Annotated in this window: 14 protein-coding genes; 9 read left to right on the forward strand and 5 right to left on the reverse strand. The window is 66.3% G+C overall.

Annotation, left to right across the window (positions count from 1 at the left end):
* Nucleotides 1–317 precede the first annotated feature (317 nt).
* The 3 genes from QHF83_RS28555 (at nt 318) to QHF83_RS28565 (ending at nt 3,814) form a co-directional block, all read left to right on the forward strand.
* Nucleotides 318–776 (forward strand): nuclear transport factor 2 family protein, encoded by a 459-nt coding sequence (locus tag QHF83_RS28555; RefSeq protein WP_282421129.1) that lies wholly within the window; start codon nt 318–320, stop codon nt 774–776.
* Between the two features lie 75 nt (nt 777–851).
* Entirely contained in the window at nt 852–1,637 is a 786-nt protein-coding gene (locus QHF83_RS28560) for an endonuclease/exonuclease/phosphatase family protein (protein WP_282421130.1), read from the forward strand.
* Nucleotides 1,638–1,804: 167 nt separating this feature from the next.
* Nucleotides 1,805–3,814 (forward strand): FG-GAP-like repeat-containing protein, encoded by a 2,010-nt coding sequence (locus QHF83_RS28565; protein WP_282421131.1) that lies wholly within the window; start codon nt 1,805–1,807, stop codon nt 3,812–3,814.
* Between the two features lie 37 nt (nt 3,815–3,851).
* Here QHF83_RS28565 and QHF83_RS28570 read toward each other — a convergent pair whose 3' ends face one another.
* Nucleotides 3,852–4,595: a TetR/AcrR family transcriptional regulator gene (locus QHF83_RS28570; RefSeq protein WP_282421132.1), complete on the reverse strand. Its 744-nt coding sequence runs from the start codon at nt 4,593–4,595 to the stop codon at nt 3,852–3,854.
* 111 nt (nt 4,596–4,706) lie between these two features.
* On the opposite strand from QHF83_RS28570, the gene QHF83_RS28575 reads away from it, so the two are divergent.
* Nucleotides 4,707–5,411 carry a DUF2306 domain-containing protein gene (locus QHF83_RS28575; RefSeq protein ID WP_282421133.1) on the forward strand — a complete coding sequence of 235 codons (705 nt, stop codon included), beginning with the start codon at nt 4,707–4,709 and terminating at the stop codon, nt 5,409–5,411.
* Nucleotides 5,412–5,422: 11 nt separating this feature from the next.
* Here the strand turns inward: QHF83_RS28575 and QHF83_RS28580 are convergent, their stop codons facing one another.
* From QHF83_RS28580 to QHF83_RS28595, 4 genes are read right to left on the reverse strand one after another with little or no spacing between them, the layout of a single operon-like run.
* Entirely contained in the window at nt 5,423–7,804 is a 2,382-nt protein-coding gene (locus QHF83_RS28580; RefSeq protein ID WP_282421134.1) for an excinuclease ABC subunit UvrA, read from the reverse strand.
* Nucleotides 7,805–7,817: 13 nt separating this feature from the next.
* Nucleotides 7,818–8,045 (reverse strand): hypothetical protein, encoded by a 228-nt coding sequence (locus QHF83_RS28585; protein WP_282421135.1) that lies wholly within the window; start codon nt 8,043–8,045, stop codon nt 7,818–7,820.
* On the reverse strand, nt 8,042–8,482 hold the full coding sequence (locus QHF83_RS28590) for an SRPBCC domain-containing protein (RefSeq protein ID WP_282421136.1): 441 nt from the start codon (nt 8,480–8,482) through the stop codon (nt 8,042–8,044). Before QHF83_RS28590 ends, QHF83_RS28585 begins: the two co-directional genes overlap by 4 nt.
* On the reverse strand, nt 8,479–8,808 hold the full coding sequence (locus QHF83_RS28595) for a metalloregulator ArsR/SmtB family transcription factor (protein ID WP_282421137.1): 330 nt from the start codon (nt 8,806–8,808) through the stop codon (nt 8,479–8,481). Before QHF83_RS28595 ends, QHF83_RS28590 begins: the two co-directional genes overlap by 4 nt.
* Nucleotides 8,809–9,066: 258 nt before the next feature.
* Here QHF83_RS28595 and QHF83_RS28600 point away from each other — a divergent pair, with 258 nt between their 5' ends.
* The 5 genes from QHF83_RS28600 to QHF83_RS28620 all read left to right on the forward strand — a co-directional run bounded on the left by QHF83_RS28600 (nt 9,067) and on the right by QHF83_RS28620 (nt 18,531).
* The gene (locus tag QHF83_RS28600; protein WP_282421138.1) at nt 9,067–9,330 is read left to right on the forward strand and encodes a hypothetical protein; all 264 of its coding nucleotides are present in this window, start codon (nt 9,067–9,069) and stop codon (nt 9,328–9,330) included.
* A gap of 133 nt (nt 9,331–9,463) precedes the next feature.
* Entirely contained in the window at nt 9,464–10,141 is a 678-nt protein-coding gene (locus QHF83_RS28605) for an acetoacetate decarboxylase family protein (RefSeq protein ID WP_282421139.1), read from the forward strand.
* A 280-nt stretch (nt 10,142–10,421) separates the two neighbouring features.
* Nucleotides 10,422–13,811 carry a type VI secretion system tip protein TssI/VgrG gene (gene tssI / locus QHF83_RS28610; RefSeq protein ID WP_282421140.1) on the forward strand — a complete coding sequence of 1,130 codons (3,390 nt, stop codon included), beginning with the start codon at nt 10,422–10,424 and terminating at the stop codon, nt 13,809–13,811.
* A gap of 2 nt (nt 13,812–13,813) precedes the next feature.
* Nucleotides 13,814–14,245, forward strand: coding sequence for a DcrB-related protein (locus QHF83_RS28615; protein WP_282421141.1), 432 nt, complete (start codon nt 13,814–13,816; stop codon nt 14,243–14,245).
* 11 nt (nt 14,246–14,256) lie between these two features.
* Nucleotides 14,257–18,531 carry an RHS repeat-associated core domain-containing protein gene (locus QHF83_RS28620; protein ID WP_282421142.1) on the forward strand — a complete coding sequence of 1,425 codons (4,275 nt, stop codon included), beginning with the start codon at nt 14,257–14,259 and terminating at the stop codon, nt 18,529–18,531.
* Nucleotides 18,532–18,550: the final 19 nt, after the last annotated feature.

Here is an 18,550-nt window from a genome sequence, read left to right on the forward strand (position 1 = left end):
GGGGCGAGGGTTTCACAACGCTGAATATTCGTCAACGCCGACCTGTGTCCGAAATTTCGTGTTCGGGCGGCCCATGGAAGATAACGACACCGAGCGTCGCAAAGAATGCTGCGGTGCGCCACTTCGGTGAAACCGAATCCCGGTCAAACAATGTCCGGACCGCGTGATTCCATTTGCCGCGGGCGCCATGGACGGTGCTATCATATCGATATCTCGCGCGCGCTGGCTCCGTTGTGGATGGCGCATGACCGCGCGGGTTGTCATGCGCGTCGGCGCCTGCGGGATTGATGTCAACATCCGATGTCATGAGGTGACCCATGTCCGGAAAAGCTCAAATCAGGCAAAAGCTCGAGATCCACGATCTCGTCGCCAGGTTCGCCGATCTCGTGAACCGCAAGGCGATGAACGAAATGCACCACCTCTTCACGCCGGACGCGGTGCTCGACATTACCGGCTTCCAGCACATCGTCGGTCGCAATAACATCATCACGTTCCTGACCGACATCTTGAGCCTCTGGAGCGGTATCGTTCAGGCGGTCCATTCCGGCACCGTCGAGCTCCTGCCGGGCACGCACCCCAAGCAGGCCACGGGGCGCTGGTACCTGACCGAGTTCGGCGTGAAGGAGGGCGTCGATACCTATGTGGGCGGCGTCTACAGCGATGATTACGTGCGGACGGCGAGCGGATTCCGGTTCACCCGGCGTCGCTTCGATCTCCTTTACATGCGCGCCGGGGCGACCGTCACGGCCCAGGCGTTCCCCTCCGACCTGCCCTGAAGAGCGGAGCCGCCAGGACGATGTCCGGAATCGTGTCCTGGCGGCTCCGCGCGGCGGATTGTACGGTGGCGCTCGATGACGACGACGTTTTCCGCCACGACCTACAACGTGCTCGCGCAATGCTACGTGCGTCCCGATCGCTACCGGAGCTCGCCGGCCGACGCGCTCGAGCCCACCTCCCGCCGCGCCCGCCTGCTCGCGCATATCGATGCGCTCGGGTCCGACCTCCTGTGCCTGCAGGAGGTCGAGCCCGACCTGTACGCGGCGCTGCGCGCCCGCCTCGATTCGACCCACGCCAGTGCCTATGCGCAGCGGGCGGGCCGCCGCGAGGGCTCAGCCCTGTTCGCCCGTCGCGCGGTGTTCGCGTGGCACGGGCACGACGTGCTGCACTTTGCCGCGCACCGTCCCGGCGACGACGACCTCGCGTTGATCGCGCGTCTCACCATCGATGCCCGGCCGCTCCACGTCGCGACGACCCACCTGACCTGGCAGCCCGACGGCACGGCGCCCGACGAGCACCTCGGGCGCCGTCAGCTGCTCGAGCTCCTTGCCTACCGCGACGCCGCCCCGGCCGACGTCACCTGGCTCGTCGCGGGCGATTTCAACGCGGTCTCACAGAGCTCCGTGCTCGCCTCGGCCTACGAGCGCGGTCTCGCCGAGAGCTGCCGCGCGCAGCGGCCGTGGGACACGACCGCAATCAATGGCCGCCCGCGCAAGATCGACTACCTGCTCCACTCCGCAGGCCGGCTCGACCCGCGCCCCGGCGTCCTCCCCAGGCTCGGCCGCGACACCGTGATGCCGTCCGTGAGTGAGCCGTCGGATCACCTGCCGCTGACGGTCGCCTTCACCCTCATCTCCTAGCCTGGAACATCGATGCCGCGTGCCGCACCCCGAGGCGGCTCGTATTGCGCCGCTCCCGGGGGATTGTGGACCTCGAGAGGAAACCAGCCAGGCGAGCGTGCATCCCGGCCTTATCGGCATGTGACGAGCCGTCGTGTATAGTCGGCTCGCCACGGAGGAGGATACGGGTGACGAGCATTCATCTTGCACGAAGGGTCGGAGCGTCGTTCGTCGCGGCGAAGTATATGGCGTTGTTCACGCTGACTGCAGCGGTCGCATGCGGCGGCACCGACGGCACGACCAACACGACGGGAAGCGCGGCCGGCGGCATGGGCGGGGCCGGCGGTATGGGCGGCATGGGCGGGGCCGGCGGTATGGGCGGGGCCGGCGGCATGGGCGGGGCCGGCGGCGCGATGGTCGATTTCTGCGGCGACCCTCCGCCCGCGGAGAGCGTCACGTCGGACGCGGCGTGCCAGTTCACGGCTCCGCCAGGCGAGCTCGATCCCGTCGTGAAATGGCGCAAGGACACATTCGACGTCGCCCCCGGGTACAACCAGGTCATCGTGACGCCGGTCGTCGGCAACCTCAATGACGACAACGGAGATGGTCACGTCGACGCGAAGGACATCCCCGACATCGTATTCACCGCGTATACCGGCCCCACGGGATGGTTCGGCGATGGGTACCTTCGCGCGATCTCGGGCAAGGACGGCGCGGAGATCTGGAGCGTGCCCGGACCGCGGGGCGCTGCGGGCGTGGCCATCGGTGACGTGGATCGAAACGGCTCGCCCGAGGTGTACACGATCGACAATGGGGGCCATTTACTCGCGTTCGATCACCTCGGGACGCCCCTCTGGAGCTGCCCCGCCGGCGTCGGAGCGTATGCGTATCCTGCCATCGCCGACGCCGACGGTACGGGGAACGCCGAGATCCTGGCGGGGAGCACCGTCTGCACCAGTGACGGGCAGGTGATGGTGAAAACGGCCCTCGCGCACGACTGGTATTTCGGTGTCCTCGACTTCCACAGCCCCACGTCGTTCTTCGTCGATCTCGATCAGGACGGCACCATGGAAATCGTGAGCGGCGTGGGCGCGAGCCGGCTGGACGGGTCGACGCTGTGGACCGGGCCGGGCGGACATGCCGCCGTGGCCAATTTCGACATCCCGGGCGCGGATCCAGGAAAGCCCGAGGTCGTCGTCATTCATGCCGGCACGGTGTCCATCCTGCATCCGGGCGACGGAACCACGATATGGAGCCGCTCCGGGGTGCTCGACGCCCATGGCGGTCCGCCGACCGTCGCCGATTTCGACGGTGATGGGAAACCCGAGATCGGCGTCGCAGCGAGCTCGGTGTACGCGGTGCTGGATCCGGAGGACGCTGACGGGGTCCTCTGGACGGCTCCCATCCAGGACAACACCTCGTACGTCACGGGCTCGTCCGTCTTCGATTTCAATGGCGACAACAAAGCGGAGGTGGTCTACGCGGACGAGCAGACCTTGTGGATTTTCGATGGATCCACGGGCAACGTCGTCGCGCAGATGTCCGAGCACGTGAGCGCGACGTATCACGAGTATCCCGTCATGGCGGACGTCGACGCCGACGGCCACGCGGACATCGTCCTCGCGTCCAACAACGGGTATTTCGCCGGACCGTGGACGGGCATCACCGTGCTGTCGGGCGCTGGCAACGACTGGGCCACGGGCCGGCCCGTCTGGAATCAGCACGCCTACCACATCACGAACGTGGGCGACGACCTTCGTATCCCTGCGAAGGAGACGCCTCACTGGCTCGGACGCAACTCGTTCCGCGAGGGCGGCTTCAGCGCGCTCGGCGCGCTCGTCGCGCCGGACCTCGTCCCCGTCGTATTGGCGAGCTGCAGCGAGAGCTGCCCCGCGTCGGGCCGGCTCGTCTTCCGCGTGGAAAACCGAGGCGCCGGCGCCGCGCCGGTGGGGCTCTCGTGGGCCATTCAAGGCGTGGCAGGAGATGGAACGAGGACCTTGCTCGCGTCGGGCAAGCTCGACGAACCGCTCGCGCCGGGTTGGTCCTCGAAGCCCCTGGAATCGATCGTCGAGGCCAGCGCGGCCGCGGGGTTCGTGAGCCTCGTGCTCTCGGTCGACGAGGATGGCGCCGGCAATGCAATCGCAAGCGAATGCGTGGAGAACAACAACGAGCTCACGCTTTCGGCGATCTGCCCATGAACTGGCGCGGCGACGCCGATGCGCCGGGCCGCTCCGTTCAGCGCGGGCGATGCCGCGGCCTGCGACGCTCGGCGACTTGCGCGATGCCGTCGAGGATGCGCTCCAGTCCGAAGGTGAACTGCGCATCGTCCACCGCCGCCGCATCGCTCGTCGCCGCCGCCACGAGCGCGCTCATCGCTGGGAAGCGTTGCGCGTCGATCAGCCCGCCCAGCGTGCGCCAGTACGACGCGGAGGCTTCGGCGGCGCTGGTGCAGGCGCGGCGTTCCGCCTCGCGGAGATCCGCCTCCAGCATCGCCTCGTGCCGCACCCAGCCGTTGACCAGCGCGAGTGAGTCGAGCTTGGCCATCTCGGGCAGACCCGTTCCGCTCAGGCTGCTCATGCCGCGTTCGAACCACACCACCTGGTTCGGCGTGATCGGCGGTCCGCCCAGCGGAATGCGCACCACCCAGGGGTGCTTGCGCAGCACGGCCAGGTGCTGCCGCGCCCACCGTTCCACTGCCGCTCGCCATGGCTCCTCGGGCGCGGGCGGCTGGGGATGCTCGCGAAACGCCGCATCCATCATCAGCATCAACAGCTCTTCTTTGGACTCGACGTAGCGATAGAGCGCCATCGTCCCGGCGCCCAGGACCGCCGCCACGCGGCTCATCGAGACCGCGCTCAGGCCTTCCGTTTCCGCCACCTGGACGGCAGCCGCGACGATCCGCTCCAGGCTCAGCCCCGGCTTGGGTCCCTTGCCCGGACGGTCCTTCACGCCCCACGCCGTCGCCAGGCCCAGCGACAAGACCTGCCGTCCCTCGTCTCCGACCGCTTTCCCCTTCTCGCTTGACCGCATCCTGGTTCTGCGTATACCTCACTCAGTAAAGCGTATGGTGTACGCAGTAAGGCGTGAGGGATGAAAATGATCACGACGCGGGGGTGGCGGCGCCCGTGGCTGGCGCTGCTCGGATCGGTCGCCGTGGTGTTCGTCGCGTTTTCGCTGCTGCCGTATCTGTCGCTCGAGCCGGCCCGCTCCCGGGTCCCCGTCCCGACCGGCCTGCGCTGGTATTACCCGCTGCTGGTCGTCCACGTCGTGTGCGGGGCGATCGCCATGCTCAGCGGCTGCGTGCAAATCTGGCCGTGGTTTCGGCGGCGCCATCCGCGGGCGCATCGGCGCCTGGGGCGGCTCTACGTCTTCGGTGGCGTGCTCCCCGCCGGGCTGATCGGTCTGGTGATCGGCGCGCTCAGCCCCTTCGGTCCCGTCATCCGCGTGAGCAACGTCCTGCTCGCCCTGCTGTGGCTGACCTTCACCGTCGCCGGCCATCGGAGCGCGCGTCAGCAGCAGATGGCGGAGCACCAAAAATGGATGATCCGCAGCTTCGCACTCACGATGTCCGTGATCACGAATCGGATCTGGGGCGTGGCCGCGGCGATCGCCCTGATGCCACAACTGCACACCACGTTCGCTGGGAACGAGGAGTTGCTGCGGCAGGCCATCGCCGGCATCGCCGGCTGGCTCGGCTGGACGTTGCCGCTGCTGTCGACCCAATGGTGGCTGGAGCATCGAAGCTCGCGGCCCTCAGGCGAGGTGCGAGATTCGCCGGCGCCGGTAGGTGGGTAACGCGGACTCGCTCAGCGGGCTCGGGCAGCCTTCGGACGGCTCCCGACGAATGCCGCCAGGTGCTCGCCGGTCAGCGTCGACCTCGCCGCCACCAGGTCGGCCGGGGTGCCTTCGAACACGATCCGCCCGCCGTCGTGGCCCGCGCCCGGCCCGAGGTCGATGATCCAGTCGGCGTGCGCCATCACCGCCTGGTGGTGCTCGATCACGATGACCGACTTGCCGGCGTCGACCAGCCGGTCCAAGAGCCCGAGCAGCTGCTCGAGGTCGGCCAGGTGTAATCCGGTCGTCGGCTCGTCGAGCACGTAGACGCCGCCGCCTTCACCCATGTGCGTCGCGAGCTTGAGCCGCTGCCGCTCGCCGCCCGACAGCGTGGGGAGCGGTTGGCCGAGCCGCAAGTAACCGAGCCCCACGTCGGCCATGCGCTGCAGGATCGCGTGCGCGGCCGGCGTTTTCGCCTTGCCGGAGCCGAAGAAGCCGACCGCCTCTTCGACCGACATGTCGAGCACCTCGGCGATGTTTCGCCCGCCGAGCTTGTACTCCAGCACCGACGCCTGGAATCGCCGGCCCTCGCAGTCCTCGCAGACCGTGCTGACGCCGGCCATCATCCCGAGGTCGGTGTAGATCACCCCGGCGCCGTTGCAGGTCGGACAGGCGCCCTCGGAGTTGGCGCTGAACAGGGCCGGCTTCACGCCGTTGGCCTTCGCGAAGGCCTTGCGGATCGGCTCCAGCAGATCGGTGTACGTCGCCGGGTTGCTCCGCCGCGAGCCATGGATCGCGCTCTGGTCGATCGACACCACCCCGTCTCGACCGGACACGGAGCCGTGGATCAGCGTGCTCTTGCCCGAACCGGCCACGCCGGTCACCACCACCAGCACGCCGAGCGGGATGTCGACGTCGACGTTCTTCAGGTTGTGCCGCTTGGCGCCGCGCACCTTCAGCACACCCGACGGCTTGCGCACCGACGGCTTCAGGGAGGCCCGGTCGCTCAGGTGACGCCCGGTGAGCGTGCCGCTCGCCCGCAGCCCGTCGATGGTGCCCTGGAATACCACCTCGCCGCCCGCGGTGCCGGCGCCGGGGCCGAGGTCGACGACGTGGTCGGCGATCACGATCGTCTCCGGCTTGTGCTCGACGACGAGGACGGTGTTGCCCTTGTCGCGCAGCCGCAGCAAGAGGTCGTTCATCCGCTGGATGTCATGGGGATGCAGCCCGATCGTCGGCTCGTCGAAGACATAGGTCACGTCGGTGAGCGACGAGCCGAGGTGGCGGATCATCTTGGTGCGCTGCGCCTCGCCGCCCGAGAGCGTGCCGGAGGGCCGGTCGAGGCTCAGGTAGCCGAGCCCGATCTCCACGAACGAGTCGAGCGTGTGGCGGAGCGCCGAAAGGAGCGGCGCGACGGACGGCTCGTCCAGATCACGCACCCACGCGGCCAGGTCGCTGATCTGCATCGCGCAGATGTCGGCGATGTTCTTTCCCTTGATCTTGGAGGATCGCGCGCCCTCGCTGAGCCGGGTGCCGCCGCAATCGGGGCAGGTGCTGAACGTCGCCACGCGCTCCACGAAGGCGCGGATGTGCGGCTGCAGCGCGTCGATGTCCTTCGAGAGATACGACTTCTGGATCGACGGGATCAGACCCGCGTACGTCAGGTTGATGCCGTCGACCTTGATCTTGGTCGGCTCCTTGTGGAGCAGGTCGTGGAGCTCTTTCTTGGTGAACTTGCGGATCGGCTTGTCCGGGTCGAAGTAGCCGCAGCCGCGGAAGATGCGGCCGTACCAGCCATCCATGCTGTAGCCGGGGATCGTGAGGGCACCCTCGTTGAGCGACTTCGTGTCGTCGTAGAGCTGAGACAGGTCGATGTCGTTGACCGAGCCCCGGCCCTCGCAGCGAGGGCACATGCCGCCGACGCGGTTGAAGACGACCTTCTCGGCCTTGTCGGTTCCCTTCTGAAACGAGCCGACCGCGTGGACCGACGGCACGTTGAAGGAGAAGGCGTTCGGCGGGCCTACGAACGGCTTGCCGAGGCGGCTGAAGAGGATGCGCAGCATCGCGTTGACGTCGGTCGCCGTGCCGACCGTGGAGCGCGGGTCGGCGCCCATCCGCTCCTGGTCGACGATGATCGCGGTCGTCAGCCCGTCGAGGAGGTCGACCTCGGGCCGGGCCAGCGTCGGCATGAATCCCTGCACGAATGCGCTGTAGGTCTCGTTGATCAGCCGCTGCGACTCCGCGGCGATGGTGCCGAACACCAGCGACGACTTGCCCGATCCCGAGACGCCGGTGAACACGGTCAGCCGGCGCTTCGGGATCGCGATGCTGACGTCCTTGAGGTTGTTCTCCCGGGCGCCCTGGACGCGGATCAGGTCGTGGCTGTCTGCGGGGTGCTGGTTGGAGGATGCCATGTTCGGAAGCGTGTTATCGAGTCTCGACGGTTTGGGAAGAGCGGCGCAACTTGGCGGCGTACGGCAGCACGAACAAGTACAGCCCGGTGAACAGGAGCAAGGCGAGCGGGAGCAGCGGCGAGTAGGTCACCCAGGCCGGAGGCTGCCCCTGTCCCATGGCCATGGCGACGAAGTTTGCGATGACGGCCACCGTGAAGGCAATGGACACCCAGCGGTGGGTTTGTCGAATCGAGTTGTTCATGAAATCCTCGCGAGCAGGTCGACGAGCTTCCCGCCCATCATCTTCCAGCCGTAGCGCGCCCCGCCGAAGTTCTGCTTCTGGTCCGGCTTGAAGCCCGAATGCACGAGGGACAGGCGCGTGCCCGACGCCGTGGGCGTGAGCGTGAACGTCACGACGGTGTCCATGAAGGGGACGCTCCACGTGTAGCGGAGCTTCCGGAGTGGTTCGATCTCGACGAACCGGCAATTCACGGTGCCGTCCCAACCGGGGTATGCCTGCGTCTTGTACATGAACTCCGCCCCCGGCTCGAGCTTCAGGCCGACGACGGGCAGGAGCCACTCCGCGAGCAGTGTCGGGTCGGTGAGCGCGCGCCACACCTTCTCCGGCGCATGATGCAAATCGAATTCGAAGGAAATGGATTCCGTTTGTGATTGTACGGTCGTGTCGGTGAGATTCATTCGTCCATTTTCTCCAGCAGTTTTTCGAGGCGATCGACGCGCTCCACCCAGAAGGCGCGGTAGTGCGCGATCCAGTCGACGAGCGGCTTCAGCCCGTGCGGCTCCACCCGGTAGTAGACACAGCGCCCCTCGCGCCGGCCGCTCACCAGGCCGGCGTCTTTCAACGTGGCGAGGTGCTGCGAGACCGCAGGCTGCGAGATGTCGAAGCGCGCCGTGAGGTCCTTCACCGCCGCTTCGCCATGCGTGAGCGACTCGAAGATCGCCCGGCGGCTGGGGTCCGCCAGCGCCTGGAAGATCTTGTCTTCGACCACGGCCGCGCTCTGCATGCCGAACCTATAAGCCGATGCTTATGAGTTGTCAAGCGCCTGGATCGGGCCGCCCGGGACCGGCGGAGCAGGGAGCACGATCCTCACGCGCAGGCCGCGTGTCTCCTCGGGGTGATCGACCACACCTCGCAATTTTGAGAATCACGGTGGCGAACAGGCGATCACCGAGCCGGCCGAGCCCTGATAGAGCGAGCAGGGCAGACAGAGCGAGAGCTCGAATTTCATTCGACAGTCCCGGACAGGGATGAAGGAGCACCCATGAAACGACTGATCGCGATCGCCGCGCTGGCCCTTGCTGCTTGTAATGCCGAGGAAGACCTCGACGTCGACCTCGACCTCGATGACCCCACCCTCGCGGAACAGGCTGGGACGATGCCGCCCTGCACCGAGGCCAACGAGGGCGCCACGCACGTCATCACCAAGAAGCAAGGCAACATCACGGAAACCAGCACCTACGAGTGCCAGTACGGCACCTGGCAGCTGATCCGGCGCTGCACCGGCGGCACCTGCATCGATTTCTGATCTGCGGATTCGGAGGCGCCAGCGTCATCGGGCCCCGTGTCCGGCGTCGTCTCGTCTCGTCCGTGCCTGTCGCCGGTGAAGACCCTCGCCGAGCTTGACAACAGGCATCCTTTCTGCGCTTCTTTCCCTGGTCATGCCTTCGGCGCCCGATGTGCCTCGCGTTCCCGCCCCTTGGACGCTCGGCGGAGACGCTTACGTGGTCATGCTCCGGCTCCCTCCACGGCTGATCGAGGAGGGCAGCTTCGTGCCGGAGCCGCTCCGGGGGCGGGCCGAGGGCCGCACGGGCGCCTTGATGTTCGTCGATTATGCGACCTCGGACGTCGGCCCCTATCGTGAGCTCCTCTTCATCCCCTGCCGTTTCCGGATCGGCGGGGGGCTCTTCTGGTCCATCACGAAGATCTACGTCAGCTCCTGGGACAGCGTGGTGAACGGCCGGCAGAACTGGGGAATCCCCAAGGACCGCGCCGATTTCGAGGTGACTCGTGAAGCGGGTCGGGACCGCGTGCGACTCCATGACGGCGACCACGTCTTCGCCGACCTCGTCTTCGCGCCTCGGGGCCTGCGTCTGCCCGCCTCCAGTGTGCTCATGCCCGAGTCGCTCCGCACCCTCGTGCAGATTGATGAAGGCCGAGCCTTTTATTATGCGCCCGAGGCTTCCTGCAAGGTGGAGCTCGCCCGTCTCGTCGAGGCCCGCGTCGATCCCGCGCGTTTTCCGGACGTATCGCAGGGCAAGGTCCTCTTCGCGGCGCGACTATCGGAGTTCACGCTGCGTTTTCCGGTGGCGCGGGTGGAGCCGGATGGTGGGGCCTGATGCTCGCGCTGCGTCGCGTTTCGAGCGCACATCGGCGTTGGTAAACGTTCTGGAAGACGTTCTGCGAGCATGAAGGCCGCGCGTGCTCAGCGCCGCCCGAGCCGAGCCGGAGAACCCTTCACGAACTGCAGCGCCTCCTTCGGCCCGGGGAGAGTGCGGCCAAAGCTGCTTCGCGCGTCAGCCCTCGTGGGGCGCTGGGGCACCTTTCCTCTTGTCCCGTACGCTGGAGTTGTGTATTGGCGGAAGATCTGGCCTCGAACGTGATGGTGAGGGCATGGTCGTGCAGTTTGCAGGAGCGGGCAGGTCGTCAACGGCGGTCGGCGTGGGGTTCGAGGAGCGCAACCTCTCGCTGGTCGTAGGCTCCGGCGATGCGCTCGACGTTCGGCGCTTCGACGTCGCGGAGCGAATGTCGTCGATTTTCGAGGTGAAGATCGTCGCCGTGTCCGAGAACCACGACATCGACTTCGAGGCCGTCGTCGGGCAGCCGATGAGCTTCACGGTGCAGGGCCGGCACAGCCGCACGTGGACGGGTGTGTGCAATCATCTCCAGCAGATCGGCGTGGAGGAGCGCGGGCTCTCCACGTACGAACTCTCGCTCGTCCCGACGTTGTGGCTCCTGACGCAGCGGCGCAACCAGCGCATGTTCCAGCAGATGTCGGAGATCGATATCGTGCAGAAGCTTCTCGGCGAGTGGGGCATCGAGCCGACGTTGCGGCTCACGGGCACGTACAAGAAGCGCAAGTATCGCGTCCAGTACGGCGAGACCGACGAGACGTTCATCCGGCGCATGCTCGAGGACGCGGGCGTGAGCTTCTACTTCGACGACGCGGGCGGCGAGAGCCGGCTCGTGCTCGACGATGGCCCGCAGCGGAACGAGCCGCGATCTCCCATCGCATTCCGGGACAAACCAACGGTGGCGGACGCCGAGCATGTCACGGCTGTTTGCGTGGGCAGGCGCCTGCGTCCCGGCAAGGTGACGGTGCGCGATCACGATTATAGACGGCCGTCGGATTACAAGTTGCTCGGCAGCGCATCGGGGGCGTCCGGCGTCGAGGCGCGTATGGAGAGTTTTCATTACACACCCGGCGCGTTCCTCGTCGAGGTGGGCAAGCCAGATGGCGCGTCGATGTCGGACGGGCGCGGGCAGTATCGTGCCGACGAGGGGGAAGGGGCCGCCCTGGCGCAGCGACGGCTCGACGGGGCGCGAGCGACGGCGCGAATGGTCTCGTTCCAGACGAATGCCCACGATCTGGCCCCGGGTCGAGTGCTCTCGGTGCTGGATCATCCGAAGAGCGAGCTCGCGGCGGGCAAGCGGCTCCTCGTCGTGGACTCCGCGTTGTCGGGGACGAACGATGGAGAGTGGTCTCAATCGGTCACGACGGTCAGCGGGGAAGCGCCGTATCGTCCCGAGGTGCAGACGCCCGCGCCGAAAGCGGTGGGGGTCGAGAGCGCGACGGTGGTGGGGCCGCCCGGAGAGGAGATCCACGTCGACGAGTTTGGCCGGGTGTGCGTGCATTTCCACTGGGATCGCGAGAGCCAGATGGACGAGAAGTCGTCGTGCTGGATCCACGTGAGCCAGCCGTGGGGCGGAGCTGGGTTCGGGGGCAGCGCCTTGCCGCGGGTCGGGCAGGAGGTCATCGTCGACTTTCTGAACGGCGATCCGGATCGACCGGTGATCATCGGGCGGGTTTATACGAACCTGCAGAAGACCCCCTACAAGCTGCCCGAGAACAAGACCCAGACGGGGCTGAAGAGCAACAGCACGAGCAACACGGGCGGTTACAACGAGATCATGTTCGAGGATGCGGCGGGCAAGGAGCTCGTGCGCATGCAGGCGGAAAAGGACCTGAAGAAGCTGGTCAAGAACGACGAAAACGTGAAGATCGGCCGTGATCGAGAGAAAAAAATCGGTCGAGACGATAGCCACGACGTGGCGCGGGATCGGCAGCGATCGGTCGGACGGGACGAGAACGTCTCGGTGGGGCAAGATCGGACGCGATCGGTGGGGCGGGACGAGTCGCTCGATATTGGTCGTGATCAGGTGCAGAACGTCGGGCAGAACAAAGACGTCACGGTGGGGCAGGATCTGACCAAAAACGTCGGCAGCAACGAGCGTGAGACGACGGGGCAGAACCGAACGATCAGCGTGGGGCAGAACCGGACGGCGGATATCGGACTGGTCGATTCGACGTCCGTGGGGGAGAAGATTTACCTCGAGGTGAAGCCTCCGGAGGGCGAGGCGGAAGATATCGACGATCTCGGCGAGGTGATCGGCATCGAGGACGGGTTCGTCCAGGGAATGGCGAGCCTCGGTCGCGTCGGCGCGCTGGGCGGGAGCGGGTTCGCGGGTGGAGCGGTGAACGTGCTCGCGGGGCTCGCCGGCGGAGCCGGCGGCGCGGCAGGGGCGGTGGCGAATGCCATTGCAGGTGTGGCCGGCGGCGGTGGTGGAGCTGCCGGTGCGGCTGCGGGTGCCATTGCGGGCATGGCGGGTACGGCGATGAGTGCCGGTGCGGGGATGGTGCAGGGAGGAGCGGGCGGTGGCGCTTCGGCCGAGGTGATGAGCGCGCTCGCGGGCGTGCTGCAAAGCAGCGCCGCGGGTGGTGGGGGTATCGGAGGAATTCCCGGCGACGTGGTGAATGCCATCGTCGGTATGCTCCAGGCCGACGCTGCGGGGGAGGGAGGAGAAGGTGCGGCCGCGGCCGCGGCCGGAGGTATCGTCCATGCCCTCGCAGGACGGATACAGGGCGGCGCTGCGGGCGGGAGTGGCGGCGCCGAAGGCGCGGCCGGTGCCGTCATGAACGCGATGGTTGGAATGGCGCAAGGCGGGGGGACCGGCGGTGCAGGCGGGGCCGCTGGCGGGGTGATGGGCGCGATTGCGGGAATGGCGCAGGGCGCGCTCGGCGGAGCGGCCGGCGGCCTTGCAGGTCAGGCCATGAGCGCGATCGCGGGGGCGGCGATGGGCGGCGCTCCTGCCGGATTGGGCGGTTTGACCGGGATGCTCGGCGGTATGGCCGGGACAGGGGGGTTCGCGGGTGCCCTCGGGAAGGCGAGCTCGGTCGCATTCGGCGAAGGAGCGCTCGCCGAGCAGGCCTTTGCAGCCGAGGGCCCCGAGGCCAAGGAGAGCAAGGCGACGCCGACGAGCGTGACGATGGTGCACAAGAAGATCACCATCACCACGGGCGCCGGCGCGACGATCACGATGGACGGGGCGAAGGTGACCATCGAGGCGGATACGATCGAGTTTTTCGCGAAGAACAACATCGAGGCGGACGCGAAGCAGAAGGACGTCTCGATCCACGCGAAGACCGATATTGCTTTGAAATCGGACCAAACGGTGCATGTCGCGACGAAGAAGGGCGCGATCGTGGTGAATGCGTCGGGGGGAAACGTGACGGTCGACACCAACAAGAGCGTGCTCATGAGCGCGGCGTCGAGCTTCATGGCCAAGGCCAAGATGAGCGGGGTCATCGGTTCCAGTTGCGTGCTCGTCGATGGCGGGGACCTCGCCTTCATGAAGTCGACGAATACCCTCGTTCAGGGCACGACCTCGCTGGCGACCGTGGGCGAAAACGCGACGCACACGGGAGAGAAGACCCTCCTCGTTGCTTCCCCCGGCGAGACGAAAATCGTGGGGGCACCCGTCAACATCAATCCTGAAAAGACGCCCTAGTCATGTCCATTTATCACGCCAACGACTTCATCGTCGCGCTTCCGGACGGCCTTCGAGACAAGACGACCCATATCTTTTCGTTGACCGAGGAGGGACCCAGCGACATCAGCATCGTCGTCGCGCGGGAGCGGCCCAAGTCGGGAGAGACGGTGGAGCTGTTCGTCGAGCGGCTCTTCACCCTGCTCCTGAGCCGGCTCCCTGCGTTCCGCGTGCTGAAGCGGGAGCTGCTCCGCGTCGACAACCAGCCCGCCGTGTCGATCGAGTACACGTGGACCTCCAATGAAGGCCCGATGTTCCAGCGGCAGGTCGTTCTGTATGCGAAGGGCCCGCACCAGATGCTCCTGCTCACGGCGACGTGCCGCGGGGACAAGATGGCATCGCGCTGGAGCGCGATGTTCAATGATTTCCTCACGAACTTCCGCCTGCGAACCTGACGGAGGTCTCGATGCCCGTAGCAGCTCGTGTCGCGGACGACATCGATCATTCGAACGCGCTCAAAGGCCTGCTGATCGGGGCGGCCGTTGGGCTCGTGATCGGAATTGCCGTGGTCGCGACCGGGGGAGCCGCCCTGGCAGTCGTGGCGACGGTCGGCGCCGCCGTGACCACGGGCGCGAGCGTGGGCGAGATGTTGGGCTCGTCGGACGCGGTGAACGATCTCGTCGGGCGAGAAATCACGGGAGCCATTGCGAAAGGCTCCTTCAACGTTCGCGTCAACGACAAGCCTGCCGCGCGGGCGGAGAAGGACGTCGTCACCTGCACGGGAACGCCGGGAGATCCGTTCGGCGATCACCATGGCAAGCGGCTCGCGGAGGGCAGCGAGAGCGTGCTCATCAATGGGGCGCACGCGGCGCGCATCGGCGAGAAGATCGAGTGCGGAGCGAAGATATGCGAGGGTTCTCCGGACGTCCTCATCGGCGGCCCCACGAAGACCGTACTCGACATCGAAGACGAGATTCCGACTTACATTCGCGTGGCCGAGATGGTCGTCGGCGCGGCTGGCGTAGGGGTGGCGATCGCGAAGTATGGGCTGAAGAAGGTCATTCGCGAAGTGCTGCTCGAACAAGCCACGGGGCTCGTCATCGAGGAGGGCGCACATGCCCTCGGCGGCGCGATTTTTGGCGAAGGGTCCGAGGGGCAGGCGGTCTTCAGGGACCTGGCATCGACGTTCGGCGGGCGTCCCGGGAGACCAGGCAAACCGACGCTTGGCGGGCCGAGGGCATCCGTCTCGGGGGGCTCGAAGAGGCCGACCGGTAGGCCGACGTCGAATTCAACGAAACCCAGCACGAACGCCTCCTGCGTGAGGTCCAACAAGACCTCGCCGTGCGGCGATCCGGTGGACGTGGGATCCGGGCGTGTCCTCGACTCTGCCGTGGATCTGGAGCTTCCGGGGTTGATCCCTTTCGCGTGGCGACGGGCGTATAGCTCCGCCCAGGCGCACGAGCAGACCGCGCTCGGGACCGGTGGCTGGACGCATTGCTTCGAGCAATGGGTATTTCGTGACGTCGGCTTGACGACGTTCCACGACGCGGAAGGGCGCGATGTCTATTTTCCGGAGCTGAATCCCGGGCAGTCTTCGTTCCATCGATCCGATCGCCTCTTGCTGACGGCCATGGAAGGGGACGTGTTCGAGCTTTACAGCCTCGACGATCGGCTCACGCGGGTCTTCGCGCCGATCGAGGGCGGGGAAGCGGCCGTGCTCCGATCGATCCGGGATGCCTTCGGCAACGAAATCGCGCTTCATTACAATGCCAATGGCCTTTACCGCATCGTGGATACGGCCGCCCGCGAGATCCGCGTCCTGTCCGGGGGCGTCGACGGGCGCGTCTCCGGCGTGGAGATCCGCGTCGGGGGCGAGGTTCACGATCGGGTGACGTACACGTACTCGAGCCGAGGCGATCTCGTGGCCGCGAGCGATATGCTCGGGAACACGGTTCGGTACGAGTACGACATTCAGCACCGGATCGTGAAGAAGACGCTCAAGAATGGTGTGAGCTTCTACTATGCCTACGACGACCGCACGGACTGGTGCTGCAGGGCGTGGGGAGACGGCGGGCTGCATTCGGGCGAGATTCGCGTCGATCTCGAAAATCGTATCACGTACTTCACGAACGCCGAGGAGCCGCGCGTCTTCCACTGGAACGCTGACGGTCTCGTCGTGCGAGAAGAGACGCCCGACGGGATCCTGATCCGGACCTGCGAGTACGACAGGGATCAGTATCTGATCGCCGAGGGAAACGGCGCCGGGGAGACGACGCGTCACGAGTACGATGCGCGGGGGAATCGCGTCCGGACGATGGATCCGGCGGGCAACGTCACCGAGTATTCGTACCTGGACGACCTGCCCACGCACCGGATCGGGCCAGACAAGCTGGCCACGCGGTACGGGTACGGGTCGAAAGGGGAGCTGCGCCAGGTGGCATATCCCTCGGGGTCGCAGTACCGGCTCGAGCACGACGAGCAGGGGCGGTTGATCTCGGTCGACGACGGGGAGCATGTCGTTCGTCGCTTCGGTTATGACGAGCGGCACGATTGCGTGGTCGAGGTCGACGCGCGCGGCGCGACCACGCAATACGCGTACGACGCGCTCGGCCGGGCGATCACGCGGGTGGATGCGCTCGGGCGCATGACGCGGGTCGAATATGATCCGCTGGGCCGGGCGGTATCCATCACGGCCCCGGACGGGACGGTGACACGCCGCGAGCACGATGCGTACGGCAACGTCACGCAGGAGGTGGACGCGCTCGGCGGGGCGACCGAGATGGAGTATTCGGGGACGGGCAAACTATCCCGGATGGTGCGGCCGGATGGAACCGTTTGGCATTTGCGATACGACGGTGTCGAACGGCTCAGGCAGATCCTGAATCCGCATGGCGAGCTTTATGCGTTCGATTACGATACCGCGGGCCGGGTCGTTGCGGAGCGAACCTTCGATGACCGGACGCTGAAGTATTCGTATTCCGACGCGGGACGCGTCTCTTCGATCGCGGAGCCCGACGGCGCGACGCGCGAGCTTCGGTACGACAAGCTCGGGGGCGTCCTCGGTGACAAGACCGCGGACAGCGAGATCAAGTTCGAGCGGGACAACCTCGGCCGGTTGCTGCGCGCCGTGCTCCAGGAGCGGAGCGGCAAGGTCGTCACGGCGTTCCAGAGGGACGAACTCGGCCTCGTCGCGGAGGAGCGTCAAAACGAGCGGGCGATCCAGTATCGTCATGATCGTTTTGGCCGGCGCACGGAGCGCGTTCTGTCAGATGGTTCGACGACGCGGTACGGGTACGGTCCCGATCACGAGCTGAGCTGGCTCGAACACGATGGGCGGCGGTTCGTGCTGGAGAGGGACATTCTCGGCCGTGAGGTACGGCGCGCTGGGGCGGCCGGGGTCGAGATCCGCAATACGTATGACGTGATGGATCGTCTGGCCGAACGCGCCGTGGTGGGGCGTGGTGGGCATACGGTCTCGTCGAGGCGCTCGTGGAGGTACGACGAGCTCGGCCGCGTGGTGGAGATCGGGGACGAGCGGTGGGGCACGACGACGTACCGGTACGACAGCATCGGTCAGCTTCTCCAGGCGAAGCGGCGCTCGTATTGCGAGGTGTTCCATTACGATGCGACGGGATCGTTGCGGAAGATCTTCGAGGGGTTGAAGGGGCCGCGGCGCGGGAAGGCATGGGACACGGCGCCAGGGAATTTGCTCAGGCGCTCGGATCGGGCGGAATACGAGTATGACGCGCGCGGGCGGCGAGTAAAAAAGGTCGCGCTCGTGGATGGGGAGGGCGCGCGGGCGGGGGAGGTCACGACGTATCGGTGGGACGATCGGGACCGGCTGCGGGAGGTTTTGAAGGCGTCGGGCGAGCGGGTGCTCTTCACGTACGACGCGTTCGGCCGGCGGGTTCGGAAGGAGGTTCTGCCGGCGGCGGGTGAGGCGGGCGCGCGGGTGGTGGAGTTCGTCTGGGATGGCGATGAGCTGGCGGCGGATCTAGATAGCGAGCGCGGGGCGCGGGTCTTCGTGCACGAGCCGGGGACGTTCGTGCCAGCGCTGCAGGCCGAGCAGGGTGAAGTATTCGCGGTGGTCAATGACCACCTGGGGATGTCGAAGGAGCTGGTCGACAAGGAGGGGAGGGTTGCGTGGTCGGCGGCGCATTCGGCGTGGGGGAGGGTGAGCGAGGCGCACCGGGATGAGGCGGTGCGACGGGGGAGGGAGGTCGAGAGTCCGTTTCGGCTCTTGGGGCAGTATGCGGATGAGGAGACGGGGCTTTGTTATACGAGGTTCCGGTATTTTGATGCGGAGACGGGGAGGTGGTGTAGTCCGGATCCGTTAGATGTAGCTGGTGGGAGCAATCTGTCGGGATTCGATGGTTCGCCCATTAGTATGGTGGACCCGATGGGGCTTCAATCGGATGGAAGCAATACTACGACCCCGAAGGTATCAAGTCCCAAGCGGATTTTTTCTGCACGTGAGCTGATGCGGCGCGCTGAAGAGCCGGGGCCCTACCACAACTTCCCGGAACATTACGACCAAGATGTATTTGAACGCGGAACGCGGACCGTCACAGCAAACTTCTGGAGAAAGCCCAGGACAGGGATGAGTAATGACGCGGTCATGTATTCGTTGCCCGGGGTTTTGAACGGCAAGCAAGGAACGTTCGAGATCGGAGTACGGCCATCCGCCTCTGGGAACACAGAGGTAATAAATCACAGATTTTTCCGGCCCTGTCCGAAATAGTGGTTGGTCATAGAGACCT

The sequence above is a fragment of the Polyangium sp. 15x6 genome, assembly GCF_029960785.1.
Taxonomy (GTDB): Bacteria; Myxococcota_A; Polyangia; order Polyangiales; family Polyangiaceae; genus Polyangium.

Excerpts from the sequence above, each read along its gene's own strand:
- QHF83_RS28555 (WP_282421129.1), top strand. The coding sequence starts at position 318 with ATGTCCGGAAAAGCTCAAATCAGGCAAAAGCTCGAGATCCACGATCTC.
- QHF83_RS28560 (WP_282421130.1), top strand. The coding sequence starts at position 852 with ATGACGACGACGTTTTCCGCCACGACCTACAACGTGCTCGCGCAATGC.
- QHF83_RS28575 (WP_282421133.1), top strand. The coding sequence starts at position 4,707 with ATGAAAATGATCACGACGCGGGGGTGGCGGCGCCCGTGGCTGGCGCTG.
- QHF83_RS28580 (WP_282421134.1), bottom strand. The coding sequence starts at position 7,804 with ATGGCATCCTCCAACCAGCACCCCGCAGACAGCCACGACCTGATCCGC.
- QHF83_RS28585 (WP_282421135.1), bottom strand. The coding sequence starts at position 8,045 with ATGAACAACTCGATTCGACAAACCCACCGCTGGGTGTCCATTGCCTTC.
- QHF83_RS28590 (WP_282421136.1), bottom strand. The coding sequence starts at position 8,482 with ATGAATCTCACCGACACGACCGTACAATCACAAACGGAATCCATTTCC.
- QHF83_RS28595 (WP_282421137.1), bottom strand. The coding sequence starts at position 8,808 with ATGCAGAGCGCGGCCGTGGTCGAAGACAAGATCTTCCAGGCGCTGGCG.
- QHF83_RS28600 (WP_282421138.1), top strand. The coding sequence starts at position 9,067 with ATGAAACGACTGATCGCGATCGCCGCGCTGGCCCTTGCTGCTTGTAAT.
- QHF83_RS28605 (WP_282421139.1), top strand. The coding sequence starts at position 9,464 with ATGCCTTCGGCGCCCGATGTGCCTCGCGTTCCCGCCCCTTGGACGCTC.
- QHF83_RS28615 (WP_282421141.1), top strand. The coding sequence starts at position 13,814 with ATGTCCATTTATCACGCCAACGACTTCATCGTCGCGCTTCCGGACGGC.
- QHF83_RS28620 (WP_282421142.1), top strand. The coding sequence starts at position 14,257 with ATGCCCGTAGCAGCTCGTGTCGCGGACGACATCGATCATTCGAACGCG.